Consider the following 14,458-nt stretch of genomic DNA (forward strand, 5'->3'; position numbering starts at 1 on the left):
TGGGCCACATCTCCCGCACGGTTTCTTGCACCTAATGACAGTCGGCCTTTCGTCTTTGCTTTATCATACTAATGACAAACTGTGAAGAATTTTTTAGATAATCGGTTAAGGGAGGGGAGTAACGGCCGTTTCCCGACGAACTTGCTTGCTATGCCAGCGCCATTCGCGCATGTTCAGGGCGATCATGCCGCTGTAGGCCAGGGCGCAGCTCGCTAAAAAGAATAGTGGACCGTAATTTTGTTGCTGCATTGCCAACGCCACGCCAAGCCAAGCATAGAGGGCCAAACCCAATTCCACCAGCAGCAGCCAGTCGAAACGAAGCTCTTGCAGCGGCGAATCTGCCTGGCTGCCTTGCTTGGGCGTGCGGACAAATTCGTGTGCTTGCTGGCGGCCAAACAGTGCCTGTAAGATGGCGCGACTGTTGCTGGGGGCTAGCCCAATGGCAATAAGCACCATCGTGGGGAAGTGGCGCAGCCGCCACAGCCAATCCTGGTACAAAACTCGTTGGCTCATCACAAACAGCAGCGGCTGCCCAACGCCTGCCACTGAAAACAGCAACATCCACGATGAAAATTGAAAATCGAGCAGCAGCAGGGGAATTTGCAGCAGCAGCAGCAAAATGACCAGCAGGTTGGTGCTGTAAGCCGACATAGAGATGAGGGCATAAAATCGCGCTAGGGGCGTGTGGTGCGGGGTGGTGGCGATGGCACGGCCGTATTTCAGCAAACATTGCGACGATCCCTTGGACCACCGTGCCTGCTGGCTTTTGTAGGCAGAAATGGTGGTGGGCAGCTCGGCCGGGGATTGCACCTCATTCAAAAAGAGGCATTCCCACTGGTGCAGGACGGCGCGGGTGCTTAGGCACATATCTTCGCACACGGTGTCGGTGTGCCAGCCGCCCGCCTCTTCCAAGCAGGTGTGCCGCCAAACGCCGCCGGCACCGTTAAACTTGGGAAATAGGTTGGCACGGTGGCGCACGGTTTGCTCCATGGCAAAATGTTTGTCCAGGGCGATGGCTTGGGCACTGGTGAGGGGGGAACGGCCGTCATTCAAATGCCCCCAGCGTGTTTGCACCATCCCCAAAGCCGGGTTGATGGCAAAGTGCGGAATCGTTTGTAGCAAAAAGTCGGGCTGCGGCTGGAAATCTGCATCAAAAATGGCAATGAATTCTCCGGTAGCGTGGGGCAGTGCGTGTGCTAAGGCTCCCGCCTTATACCCATCCCGCTGATTGCGGTGTAGCAGGGAAATGTTGACACCCCTTTCCTTATAATAAGCCACCCAGCGCGCAGCACGCTCTGTGGTGCTGTCTGTGGAGTCGTCAATTACCTGGATTTGCAGTTTGTGGGCGGGATAGTTGAGGGAAACGGCCGTATGAATCAGCCGCTCCACCACAAAAGGCTCATTAAACAGGGGGAGCTGCACTGTCACGCTTGGCGGCTCGCTCGGCATGGGCGGCGTAGGGAAGCTGGCGCGACGATGCCGCCAATACAGCCCAAACGTCAGCAGCCCAAACAGGCCGTACAGAGACAATCCGCCCAGGGCAACAAAGTACAATGTGAAGACAAGCTGGCTCATTCCGGGGCTGCTTCGGCCGAATCCCCACCGTCGGCGGCAGATTTAACGATGGTTTTGAGTCGCTTGTTGAACACGCCCCGTTGCAGCATGATGCGACGGCCGCACGTTTGGCACACCAGCCCCACGTCGGTGCCCACGCGCACCACTTCCCACTCATAGCTGCCGCACGGGTGCGGCTTTCGCAGACGCACAATATCGCCCAGATGAATTTCTACATACATAGTGCGGGATTATAGGTGGGGGAACGGCCGTTTGCCAATACGTAGGACGGCCGTTTGCCCCACGCAACCTAAACAACCAATGAACTCTTCTGCTGCTGCACACCGAGCATTCGCCCCCACTTTGCCCACACGGTATACTTGCCCCCATCTTTGTGATGATTCAAAACACAAAAATACCTTTACAAATCACGAATAGGACGAATGGTCGAATTGCACGAATTTTTCTAGGGATTCGTAGTATTCGTTGATTTGTGTCATTCGTGGTGAAAAAATCTTATGCTTCTATTTTTACAAGGTGCCAATTATCTAGTTCCCACCGCCATCAGCTTCGTTTTAATTGCGGTGATCGCGTTTGCTTACCATGAATTTGCCCACGCTATTGTGGCTGACCGCTTGGGTGACCCTACACCGCGCCAGCACGGCCGTATCACTCTCAACCCCATCCCCCACCTGGATCGCACCGGGCTGATTATGCTCATGATTATTGGCTTTGGCTATGCCTTTACGCCCATCAACCCGCGTTACTTTCGCGGCAATCCCCGTACGTCACACGCCATCGTCTCCATTGCGGGTCCGGTGATGAATTTACTCATCGCCTTTGCTATGGGGCTACCCGTGCGGTTGGGGCTGGTTTCTATTCAGGAGCCAAGCCAATTTTTACCATCGCTCTACTCTTTTTTGGCTTTTGGCGTTTACTTTAACCTGCTGCTGTTTGCCTTCAACATGATACCTATTCCGCCGCTGGATGGCTTTACCATTTTACTGGGCATCTTGCCGCCAGATTTGGCGTATCGTTTGCAAGGTTTGTACCGGTACAGTCAGATGATCTTTTTGGCGGTTTTCTTTTTGCTGCCGGTTGTGGGCATTAACATTGCTTTTGAAATTATTGGGCCAGTCATTAGCTTTTTCTTCCCGCTATTTTTGGGGCCGTTTGCCCCATTGATTCTATAGGCACGATGGTTCGGTATCGTCTGTGGCAATTTTGGCAGGTTGTAACGGCCGTTCCTCTGGAACCTGCTGCCCGTGAAGAAGTCGCCGCCATCTTGTCTGCCAGCGAGTTGTCCTTGTTCGACCAATTTTCGCCCAACGACCAACGGCACAGCTACCGCGTCATGAAAATGTTACAGGACGCAGGCCACAGCCAGCCAGCTTTGCTCGTGGCTGCACTTTTACACGATGTGGGCAAAACGAAGCTTCATCTAACTATTTGGGAGCGGTCGCTCATTGTGTTGGCTTCTATTTTGCTGCCCCGGCAAACGGCCGTTTGGGGGCAAGGTGAAGCGGTGGGGTGGAAACGGCCGTTTGTCGTCAAAGTTCAGCATCCGATCTGGAGCGCAGAAATGGCCGCTGCTGCTGGCAGCCTGCCGCAAGCCATCGAACTCATACGGCGGCACCAGGATACCGTCCCCCCAGATGACAGCAGCGAAGAAGCCAAACTGCTCCGCCTGCTGCAATGGGCAGATGACCAAAACTAAGTCAAGAAGTTCAACTTCTCTCAGAAGCTGAACTTCTTACTAGGGCAAATTGTGAAAACCCAAACCATTACTATTATCGGCCTGAATCGTGTAGGTGCTTCAGTTGGATTAGCTATCAAACAGTCGCCACTGGATGTGACGCTCATTGGGTATGATCCTGATGATGCAAAAGGGCAGGCGGCTCTAAAAACAGTGCAGGCCATAGATAAATTTGAAACGAACTTGGTGAATGCGGCACGGAAGGCAGACATTGTGGCCATCACTGTCTCAAGCGCCGACATTGAGAGCATTTTGCGGGTCATTGGCGCGGAGGTACAGTCGCACACGTTGGTCATTGACTTTTCTAACTTAAAGCGGCGTGGCTTGGATTTGGCCAACCAGTATTTGCAGCAGGGGCATTATGTGGGGGCTGTGCCGGTTTTGGCAGAGGCACATCTGGCAGACGGCCGTTCCCAAACCCACAACGCAACGCCAGACTTATTCAAAAACAGCACCTTTTGCCTGATGCCGTCTCCTCATGCAGACCCGCAAGCGGTTGAAACGGCCGTAAAATTCGGCATTTTGTTAGGCACACTGCCCTACTTTTTAGACCCAGATGAATATGACAGTTTAGTGCAAGGCACCGAAACGTTACCCGCGCTTGTTTCCCTGGCGATGCTCAACACTGTGCAGCAAGCCGCTGGCTGGCGAGATATGCTTCGCTTTGCCGGACAACCCTTTGCCCTTAGCACTCTTTCTTTGGAAAATAGCAGGAATATTCCCCTCCACGCGCTGCAAAACAAGCAAGCCACCTTGCGCTGGCTGGATGCCCTGATGGAGGAGCTAATGGCAGTGCGTCGCCTGGTTGATGAGGAGGAAGAGGAGATTTTAACCGCACTCACAGAGCAGATGGCCTCCGAGCGCAGTAAATGGCTAAATGCGCGCGAGGAAAACAGTTGGGATGAACGTCAGTCGCCCCCCGTTGAACGGCGCAGCATAGCGGAACATCTGTTTGGCGGGCTGGTTCGTCGTGGAGACAAAAAAGATGCGTAGCACACAATCGGCGGTGAGCGAAACAGAGATGTCAGCAAAAACAGAAGCAAACGCCGTGGCTGTGGAACGGCCTTTGCGTATCCTCATGATCGCCCCCACCTCCTTTTTTAGCGATTACGGTGGCCACATCCGCATTTTAGAAGAAGCATATACGCTGCAAGGAATGGGGCATGAGGTAGCCATTGTTACCTATTATAAAGGAAGCAATATGCCCAACCTCGACATTCGTCGCACCGCACCGCTCCCCTGGCGACCTGAATACGAGGTTGGTTCCTCCCGCCACAAAATCGCCTTCGATGTTTATCTGGCCTGGCAATCGCTGGTGGAAGGACTTCGTTTTAAGCCGGATGTGATTCACGGCCACATGCATGAAGGGGCACTCATCGGTGGCGTGCTGGCCAAGCTGCTGCGCCGCCCGCTGGTGTTTGACTTCCAGGGCAGCATGACGGCCGAAATGACCGACCACAACTTTTTGCGAAAGAACGGCCGTCTCTACCGTCTCGCCTTCCGTCTGGAAAAATTGATCAACAAGTTGCCAGATGCCATTCTCACCAGCTCTATCAAAGCCACCCGCCTGCTGGAGGGCGAATTTCATCTGCCTCCACAAAAATTAGTTCCCTTGCCAGATTGCGCCAACCACCGCCGCTTCGATCCTGACAAGTTCAGCCCGGAGATGAAGCAAAACCTGCGGCGAAAGTTGGGTGTTCCAGACGGCCGTACCGTCATCGCTTACCTCGGCCTTCTCACCGACTACCAGGGAGTGCCCCATCTAATAGACGCCGCCGCCCGCCTGAAGCAAGCTGGCGAAAATTGCCATTTCCTCATCATGGGCTACCCCAATGTAGCTCGCTACCAGCAAATGGCCCGGCAAAAAAATGCGGCCGACGTCATTACCTTTACCGGTAAAGTGATGTACCAGAACGCGCCAGCCTACCTCTCGTTGGGCGATATTGCCGTAGCCCCGAAGATGTCCACCAGTGAAGGCAGCGGCAAGCTGCTCAACTACATGGCGCTGGGCCAACCAATTGTCGCTTATGATTCGGCCGTTCACCGGGAATATTTGGCAGACCTGGGCGTCTATGCCCCCAGCGGCAATGTAACTGCCTTCACCGAGGCTATCGCAATGCTGCTGCACCAGCCAGAACGGCGTCGGGCGCTGGGCCACCAATTGCGCCAGCGAGCGCTGCAAGTTTATAGTTGGCAAAAAGCGGGAGAGCGTATTGTTGCCTTATATCGGCGGTTGACAAAATAGACCCATTTCACTATAATTTTCGTTCGCGAATTACTATTCGTTCATTACAACGTGCAAAAAGACCACGACTTTATTCTGTCTATGCAGGACAGTTGAAATCGAAATCAGGGTGCAACAATTTGAGGGAATTCGTTGCACCCTTTGTTTGTGGCTGTTGTGATGAACTGGAGCAGTTTCGCATTTTTTGGAAAGAGTGGTTGTGCTGAAGCGCGTCGTCGCTTTTGCCCAGTAGCCGGAAAATGAAGCTTGATAGGTTGAGGTTAAATTTAACCGGCTACCAACAATATTTAGGGAGCAGGAATCTTAAATGTCTAAACTTCCAACAAAAAATTATGCCCGCATGACCGAATTGCTTGAGCTACCAACGCTCATTGACGTTCAGTTGGATTCTTTCAAACAGTTCGTCGAGGAGAGTTTATCTGAGCTTTTCGACGAGATTTCACCAATTGAAAGTTTTAATGGTGACCTGAAGCTGTACTTCCCCAGCAACCGTCCAGAAGTTGAAGGTTTTGACCTGAGCTACTGGTTTGGGGAACCTAAATATTCAGTGGAAGAGTGCGTTGAGCGGGATATGAGCTATGCAGCCCCGATGTATGTGAAGGCGATGCTGTATAGTCCTGATCAGGATCAGCCCATTGTGCAAGATATTTTCATGGGTGATTTTCCGCTCATGACCCCGGCTGGTACTTTCATTATTAATGGCACCGAGCGTGTTGTTGTTAGCCAGCTTATTCGCTCCCCTGGCGCATACTTTGAAGCGCAGGAAGAACGCACGACGGGACGGCCGTTAGCCACTGGCAAGCTTATTCCGGATCGCGGTGCTTGGATGGAGTTCGAGACGCGCAAGACGGACTACATCACCGTTAAATTTAACCGCAAACGCACGGTACCTATCACCCTGTTCCTGCGAGCAATGGCGGCTATTGATGATGGTTTGAACAATCCGCTGCTTACAGAGGGGACGGACGAAGAGATTTATGCCTTGTTTGAAGATGTGGATACCAATGGAGAACATCTTTACATTCAGGGCAGCATTGAGCAGGAACCCCAATGGGATCCAGACAAATCGCTGGCACAGCAGGCGCTAATTGAGTTCTACAAGCGGATGCGCCCCGGCGATCCGCCTACTTTGGATAACGCCACCCAATATTTGCAAGAGCAGCTATACGATCAACGCCGTTATGATCTGGCTCGCGTTGGTCGTTACAAGCTGAACAAGCGGTTGGCGCTGCAAGATGTGGTGCCGCTAACGCATCGCACGATTACGCAACAAGATATTGTGCGTCTGGTACGCCGGATGGTTAACATTAACAATGGACTGGAAGGGCCAGATGATATTGACCATTTGGGAAACCGTCGTGTGAAGACGGTTGGTGAATTGTTGCAGGCAAAGTTGCGCGTTGGTTTGCGCCGCATGGAGCGTGTGGTGCGCGAGCGGATGTCTATCCGTGATAGCGACACGGTGACGCCCGTTTCCTTAATTAACATTCGCCCTGTTGTTGCGGCCGTTCGTGAATTTTTTGGCAGCTCACAGCTCAGCCAATTTATGGAACAGGCAAATCCGCTGGCTGAATTGACTCATAAGCGGACGCTATCCGCGTTGGGGCCTGGTGGTTTGCGGCGCGAGCGTGCCGGGTTTGAGGTTCGGGATGTCCATCATAGTCATTACGGCCGTATCTGCCCCATCGAAACCCCTGAAGGCCCCAACATTGGCTTGATTGGTCGTTTGGCGACTTACGGCCGTGTGAATAAATACGGTTTTATTGAAACCCCCTACCGCCGTGTGCTCAACACCATTGCTGGGGACAGTAGCGATTTAGTAGACCACGATGCCTTCAATAATATTGTACACCCGGAAACTGGTGAGATTATTGTGGCTGCCGGTGAATCCATCACCGAAAAAGCTGCCAAAGCGATCAAAAAGGCTGGCATTGCAGAAGTGCAAGTGAAGCCATTTATTATTGATGAGATTGTGTACATGTCGGCCGACGAAGAAGATCATTACTCGATTGCCCAGGCCAACGCCCGCATTGACGATAAAGGCCAATTCATTGATCGGCGCGTCTCTTCGCGGCGTAACCAGCAGTTCCGGTTTACCTCTGTGCAGCGCATTGACTTCATAGATGTTGCCCCCCGCCAGATTGTAGGCATCTCGGCAGCGCTTATCCCATTCCTGGATCACGATGATGCCAATCGCGCCCTAATGGGCTCAAACATGCAGCGGCAGGCAGTGCCTTTGCTCACGCCAGACGTACCGATTGTTAGCACCGGCATGGAGCAACAAGCGGCTATTAACTCTGGTCAGATTGTGGTGGCCAAAGAAGATGGCGAGGTTGTGAATGTAACAGGCGACACTATCGTTGTCGTGAGTGAAAATGGCCCACGCAGCTACAATCTGCGGAAGTACAACCGCTCTAACCAAAGCACCTGCATTGACCAACGTCCCATTGTCGTAAAAGGGCAGCGTGTGAAGCAAGGTGATGTTCTAGCTGATAGTTCCTCTACAGAATATGGCGAATTGGCACTGGGCCAGGACGTTCTTGTAGCCTTTCTCTCTTGGGAGGGTGGCAACTATGAGGATGCGATTCTGGTTAGTGAGCGATTGGTACGTCAAGACCGCTTTACCTCTGTACACATAGAGAAGCACGAAGTAGAAGCCCGCGACACCAAACTAGGGCCAGAGGAAATTACCTACGACATTCCTAATGTTAGCGAAGATTCCCTCAAAGATTTGGATGAGCGGGGCATCATTCGCGTGGGTGCAGATGTGAATGAGATGGACATTCTGGTAGGTAAAATCACCCCCAAGGGTGAAAAAGAACTCAGCCCGGAAGAAAAATTGCTGCGTGCCATTTTTGGCGATAAAGCGCGAGAAGTAAAAGACTCTAGCTTGCGGATGCCGCATGGTGCTCGCGGTAAAGTCGTGGATGTACATGTCTTTGACCGTCAGCATGATCGGGATCTGCCCGCCGGTGTAGAAACCATGGTGCGGGTGAGCGTTGCTCAACGGCGCAAAATTTCCGAAGGTGACAAGATGGCAGGGCGGCATGGGAACAAGGGGGTTATTTCTAAAATTGTTCCTATCGAAGATATGCCGTACCTGGCTGACGGAACACCGATTGACATTATTTTAAGCCCGCTGGGTGTGCCCGGTCGTATGAATATCGGTCAGGTTTTAGAGACGCATCTGGGCTGGGCGGCACATCGCTTGGGCTTCCGGGCCATTACTCCCGTTTTTGACGGTGCCAATGAACGCGAAATTTCAGCGGAACTGGCTCGCGCCTGGCTGTTGGGTCGTGCCTGGGAAGTGGCAGTTGATTGGGCTTGGGATTGGCTCACCGAAATTGAGTATGATCTTGAATCTCTGGAAGACCAGAATGAAGCGCGTCGGCTCTTTGTGACTGGCTGGCTTGGTGAAGAAGGGTATGATGTGGAGCGGCTGGAGACCGATTTGCGCTACGCGCAGTGGAGTGTAGCGCGTGAATGGGTTCGTGGTCGTGATTGGGATGCGGACTTACTGTTCCCAGAACATCATGAATCTATGCGTAAGCTGGATTGGGTAGAACACAATGAAGCCGCCATTGAAGTTTGTGTTCGTGAATGGTACATGTACATTCTGGACAAGTTTGGCGACGCGTTGCCGGAAGCTGTACAGGTTGATCCACTCAAATCTGAGGTAGATACGTTACGAACCTTGTCTCACCAAATTACCACAATTACCCATGAACCCTTGCCTGTTTTGGGTAAGGAGATGCTAATAGATGGTAAAACGGGACGGCCGTTCGACCAGCCGGTAACTGTTGGTATTTTGCACATGCTTAAACTGGCGCATCTTGTGGAAGATAAAGCCCATGCCCGCTCCACTGGCCCGTACTCATTGGTTACACAACAGCCTTTGGGTGGTAAAGCCCAGTTTGGTGGACAGCGTTTTGGTGAGATGGAAGTTTGGGCTCTGGAAGCATACGGTGCCGCCTACACTCTGCAAGAGATGCTCACAATCAAGTCGGATGACGTGCAAGGGCGTGTAAAAACCTACGAAGCCATTGTGAAAAACGAGCCAATAGATGAACCCGGCGTACCGGCTTCCTTCCGCGTGTTGGTGAAGGAACTACAAAGCCTCGGTTTGGCTGTTGAAGCGGTAACGGATAGTGGTGATGTGGTTCGCTTTGGCAAAGAAGACGAAAAGAAAAATAAGAAATGGGCTGGTACTGGCTTGATGGATTTGGCCCGTAGCCGCCGATAATTATTCGCAGGGAATGTAGCTGTTTTTGCTGTGTTCTCGGCCCCTGAATTAACAGCAAAATCTTTGCAAACTTGTATTGAAACTGTTTGACAACCAGACTAACTGTGATAAAATTGCCTTTCGTATGTCTGTCCCAAACAGGTAACTAAATACGTAGTTACTAATTGAATAGGTAAAACCATGTGGAGGCCATCGAGTTGTTACAACTACGATGGCCTCCATTTGTCGGGTAAAGGCATGTTTGTATCCATTTGAATTTGAGATGCAAGCCTTCATTGACTTTAGGAAGAAGAATTTAAGAGTAAGGAGATAATCAGCGTGCCTACGATTAATCAACTTGTACGCAAGGGGCGTAAAGCCAAAGGCAAAAAGAGTACGGCTCCTGCCTTACAATGGACATTCAACTCTTTTAAGCAGCGTCGGACGCGCCAGCCTAAAGGTGCGCCACAAAAACGTGGTGTTTGTACGCAAGTAAAAACAATGACACCTAAAAAACCAAATTCAGCGTTACGCAAGGTTGCTCGTGTGCGTTTGACGAATGGCATTGAGGTGACGGCGTACATTCCTGGTGAAGGCCACAGCTTGCAGGATCACTCTGTTGTTTTGGTTCGTGGTGGTCGTGTGAAAGATTTGCCAGGGGTTCGTTACCACATTGTGCGCGGTACGCTGGATGCGGGTGGTGTAGACAACCGCAAGCAAGGCCGTTCCAAATATGGAGCAAAAACGCCGAAATAATCGGTTTGTTAATTTACGGAGAATTGTGAGATGCCAAGACGTGATCGTCCTGAAAAACGACAGGTAGAACCTGATTTGAAATATGGCAATGTCCATGTTTCCATGTTTGTTAACCGTCTTATGTATGATGGCAAAAAGAGTACAGCGCAGCGGGTGCTATACGATAGTTTCGATTTGATTGAGCAGCGTGCCAAGAAACCACCCATTGAGGTTTTTGAGCAAGCTATTCAAAATGTGACACCGCAGATTGAGGTAAAACCTCGTCGAGTAGGTGGGTCTACCTATCAAGTGCCCACGCCAATTGATAGTCGGCGTCAGCTTTCGCTGGCAATGCGCTGGCTTTTGACGGCAGCTCGTAGCCGTGGCGGCCGCTCGATGGCTGAAAAGCTGGCTAATGAGTTTATGGACGCATCAACGAATCAGGGTGCTGCAGTGAAGCGTCGTGATGACACGCACCGCATGGCTGAGGCCAACCGGGCATTTTCGCATTTCCGCTTCTAAGGAAATTAGGTATTAGATTATTATGAGTCGTTTGCAATTAGACCGCGTGCGGAATATTGGCATCATTGCTCACATTGATGCTGGTAAAACAACCACGACCGAACGCATTCTGTATTACACAGGTGTCATTCATCGCATGGGTGAGGTCCATGATGGGACTGCCACGATGGATCACATGGTACAGGAGCAGGAGCGTGGCATTACGATTACGTCTGCGGCAACAACGACATTCTGGCTCGATCATCAGATCAATATTATTGATACGCCAGGTCATATTGACTTTACGGCCGAAGTGCAGCGGAGTTTGCGTGTACTTGATGGTGGCGTGGTTGTGTTTGATGCGGTTGCTGGGGTGGAGCCACAGTCTGAAACGGTTTGGCGTCAGGCTGATGATTATAATGTGCCGCGCATCTGTTTTGTGAACAAGATGGATCGCACGGGTGCTGACTTTGTTCGCACTATTGGCATGATTCGGGATCGGTTGGGCGCAAATCCAATTGCTATTCAGCTACCGATTGGTTCAGAGGCAGATTTTCGGGGCATTATTGATTTGCTCACAATGGAAGCGGCCGTTTGGGATGATGATGATTTGGGCGCACAAGCTAAAATCGTTGAGATTCCTGAAGAGTACCAAGCGCGTGCTGAAGAAGCGCGTCAGATTATCATCGAGCGCATTGTTGAGACTGATGATGATTTGATGGAGCGTTACCTGGAAGGTGAGGAGCCAACGACTGAGGATTTGCGTGCTGCTTTACGCAATGCCACGTGCCAAAATTTGGTGACCCCTGTTTTGTGCGGAACAGCTTTGCGTAACAAAGGTATCCAGCGCGTGTTGGATGCAGTTATCTACTTCTTGCCGTCACCGCTGGATGTGCCGCCAATTACAGGCGTGAATCCCTTTACAGAAAATGAAGAACAGCGCTCCGCTTCTGACGACGAGCCCCTTTCTGCATTGGTGTTCAAGATTGTTACGGATCCTTACGTAGGGAAGTTGGCATATTTCCGTGTTTATTCCGGTGTGTTGAAGACTGGCAGCACGGTTCAAAACACCACGAAAAACAAGAAAGAGCGAATCGGTCGTATTTTGCGGATGCACGCAGATCGGCGTGAAGATTTGAAAGAAGTTCATGCCGGAGATATTGCAGCCACTCTAGGCATGAAGATAACTTTTACTGGTGAAACCTTGTCTGCGCCTAATCATCCGATTATTTTGGAATCTATCAAGTTTCCGGAACCAGTGATTAACTTGGCTATTGAGCCCAAAACGAATGCTGACCAGGATAAGATGGGTATTGCGCTTCGTGCTTTAGCAGAAGAAGATCCAACGTTCCAGGTGAAAGTAGATGAGCAAACTGGCCAGACGATTTTGTCTGGCATGGGTGAGCTGCATTTGGAAGTTTTGGTAGACCGGATGCTGCGTGAGTTTAAAGTGGCGGCAAATGTGGGCCAACCGCGTGTAGCTTACCGGGAAACAATTACCCGCACGGTAGATAAAGCAGTCGGCCGTTTTGTGCGACAATCTGGTGGTCGTGGGCAGTTTGGTCATGTTGTTTTGCGTTTGGAGCCACTGGAGCCTGGGTCTGGGTTTGTTTTTGATAACGCCATTGTTGGCGGTGCAATTCCCAGAGAGTATATCAAGCCAGTTGAAGCAGGTATTGTGGAAGCAATGGAGAGCGGAACGCTGGCTGGCTATCCTGTTGTGGATATAAAGGCAACACTATATGACGGTTCATTCCACGAGGTTGACTCGTCTGAAATGGCCTTTAAGATTGCTGGCTCGATGGGATTGAAAGAAGGTTTGCAGCAGGGTCGCTCAATTTTGCTGGAGCCAATTATGGCTGTTGAAGTTGTGGCTCCTGAAGAGTACACCGGCGACGTGATTGGTAATATTTCTTCACGACGCGGCATGATTGAAGGGATGGAGATGCGGTCTGAAGGCCTGCAATCTATTAAGGCAAAAGTGCCGTTGGCAGAAATGTTTGGCTACGCCACCCGCTTACGGTCCATGACGCAAGGTCGTGGCACGTTTACGATGGAGTTTGAGCATTACGCACCAGTAAGTGAAGAAATTGCACAAAACTTGGCGAAAAGCGGCCGTTAATTAAAACACTTGTACAAAGAAATAACATACAGGATTTGTTTACGAATTATTTAGCATAGAGGAAAGGGAAATTATGGCAAAAGAAAAATTTGTGCGGGAAAAACCACATGTGAACATAGGGACAATTGGTCACGTAGACCACGGCAAAACGACCCTGACGGCAGCAATCACCAAAACGCTGTCCCTCAAAGGGTTCGCCGACTTCTCAGCCTTCGACCAGATCGACAACGCGCCCGAAGAAAAAGCACGCGGGATCACGATCGCCATCTCCCATGTTGAATACGAAACCGAAAACCGGCACTACGCCCACGTAGACTGCCCCGGCCACCGCGACTACATCAAAAACATGATCACCGGTGCTGCCCAGATGGACGGTGCTATCCTCGTCGTCTCCGCCCCCGATGGCCCCATGCCCCAGACCCGCGAACACGTCCTGCTGGCACGACAGGTAGAAGTGCCAGCCATCGTCATCTTCCTCAACAAGGTAGACATGATGGACGACGAAGAGCTGCTGGAGCTGGTCGAGCTAGAGCTGCGTGAGCTGCTAGACACCTACGAATTTCCAGGGGATGAAACCCCCATCGTGCGCGGCAGCGCCCTGCAAGCCCTGGAATGCAGCAGCCAAGACGTCAACGACCCGCTGTACGCCCCCATCCTGGAACTAATGCGCGTGGTGGACGAGTACATCCCCACGCCCGAACGGCAGACCGACAAGCCATTCATGATGTCTGTCGAAGACGTCTTCTCCATCAAGGGACGCGGTACTGTCGTCACCGGTCGTGTAGACCGTGGCACCCTAACAGCCAACACCGAAGTTGAGATTGTGGGGCTGCAAGAAAAGACCCGCAAGGTTACCGTCACCTCCATGGAGATGTTCCACAAGATTCTGGACAAGGTAGAAGCAGGTGATAACGCTGGCCTGTTGCTGCGCGGTATTGCTCGCGACGAGATAGAGCGGGGTCAGGTATTGGCCAAGCCGGGCAGCATCACCCCCCACACTGAGTTCATGAGCGAGGTGTACGTACTCCGCAAGGATGAAGGTGGGCGTCACAAGGCATTCTTCCCAGGCTATCGGCCACAGTTTTACATCCACACGCTGGACGTGACGGGCGAGATAGCGTTGCCGGATGGTGTGGAGATGGTAATGCCGGGGGACAATGTGAACCTGCATGTGAAGTTGAGCAAGCCGGTGGCGTTGGAAGAAGGTGGTCGGTTTGCCATTCGTGAAGGTGGCTTGACCGTTGGTTCTGGTGTCATTACCAAAATCCTGAGTTAGGAAGGATTGATACAGAGGCGTTGAGATTCATTTAATTATGAAATCCA

General features: G+C 51.5%; 11 protein-coding genes. 9 read left to right on the forward strand and 2 right to left on the reverse strand.

The features are described 5' to 3' along the window. Positions 1–105: 105 nt before the first annotated feature. Both ACOQPM_RS00370 and ACOQPM_RS00375 read right to left on the reverse strand, forming a co-directional pair. A complete protein-coding gene (locus ACOQPM_RS00370) occupies positions 106–1,575 on the reverse strand; it encodes a glycosyltransferase (protein WP_420627235.1) in 1,470 nt (489 codons plus the stop codon). Then, entirely contained in the window at positions 1,572–1,796 is a 225-nt protein-coding gene (locus ACOQPM_RS00375) for a DUF951 domain-containing protein (protein WP_420627236.1), read from the reverse strand. Before ACOQPM_RS00375 ends, ACOQPM_RS00370 begins: the two co-directional genes overlap by 4 nt. Positions 1,797–2,072: 276 nt before the next feature. Between ACOQPM_RS00375 and ACOQPM_RS00380 the strand changes: the two genes are divergently transcribed. The 9 genes from ACOQPM_RS00380 to tuf all read left to right on the forward strand — a co-directional run bounded on the left by ACOQPM_RS00380 (position 2,073) and on the right by tuf (position 14,411). Next, complete coding sequence (locus ACOQPM_RS00380; protein ID WP_420627237.1) at positions 2,073–2,747, forward strand: site-2 protease family protein; 675 nt, start codon at positions 2,073–2,075, stop codon at positions 2,745–2,747. Positions 2,748–2,752: 5 nt separating this feature from the next. Then, positions 2,753–3,271, forward strand: coding sequence for an HD domain-containing protein (locus ACOQPM_RS00385; protein WP_420627238.1), 519 nt, complete (start codon positions 2,753–2,755; stop codon positions 3,269–3,271). Positions 3,272–3,322: 51 nt separating this feature from the next. Next, on the forward strand, positions 3,323–4,303 hold the full coding sequence (locus ACOQPM_RS00390; protein WP_420627239.1) for a prephenate dehydrogenase: 981 nt from the start codon (positions 3,323–3,325) through the stop codon (positions 4,301–4,303). Further along, on the forward strand, positions 4,296–5,555 hold the full coding sequence (locus ACOQPM_RS00395) for a glycosyltransferase family 4 protein (RefSeq protein ID WP_420627240.1): 1,260 nt from the start codon (positions 4,296–4,298) through the stop codon (positions 5,553–5,555). Before ACOQPM_RS00390 ends, ACOQPM_RS00395 begins: the two co-directional genes overlap by 8 nt. Positions 5,556–5,862: 307 nt before the next feature. Beyond that, positions 5,863–9,798, forward strand: a complete 3,936-nt coding sequence (locus ACOQPM_RS00400; protein WP_420627241.1) for a DNA-directed RNA polymerase subunit beta — start codon at positions 5,863–5,865, stop codon at positions 9,796–9,798. Positions 9,799–10,116: 318 nt separating this feature from the next. After that, positions 10,117–10,533: a 30S ribosomal protein S12 gene (gene rpsL, locus ACOQPM_RS00405; protein ID WP_420627242.1), complete on the forward strand. Its 417-nt coding sequence runs from the start codon at positions 10,117–10,119 to the stop codon at positions 10,531–10,533. Positions 10,534–10,563: 30 nt separating this feature from the next. Then, entirely contained in the window at positions 10,564–11,034 is a 471-nt protein-coding gene (gene rpsG, locus ACOQPM_RS00410; protein ID WP_420627243.1) for a 30S ribosomal protein S7, read from the forward strand. 22 nt (positions 11,035–11,056) lie between these two features. Then, a complete protein-coding gene (fusA, locus tag ACOQPM_RS00415) occupies positions 11,057–13,135 on the forward strand; it encodes an elongation factor G (RefSeq protein WP_420627244.1) in 2,079 nt (692 codons plus the stop codon). A 73-nt stretch (positions 13,136–13,208) separates the two neighbouring features. After that, positions 13,209–14,411 (forward strand): elongation factor Tu, encoded by a 1,203-nt coding sequence (gene tuf, locus ACOQPM_RS00420; RefSeq protein ID WP_420627245.1) that lies wholly within the window; start codon positions 13,209–13,211, stop codon positions 14,409–14,411. Positions 14,412–14,458: the final 47 nt, after the last annotated feature.

Origin of the sequence: Candidatus Leptofilum sp. (assembly GCF_965223525.1) — a bacterium.
GTDB lineage: Bacteria > Chloroflexota > Anaerolineae > Promineifilales > Promineifilaceae > Leptofilum.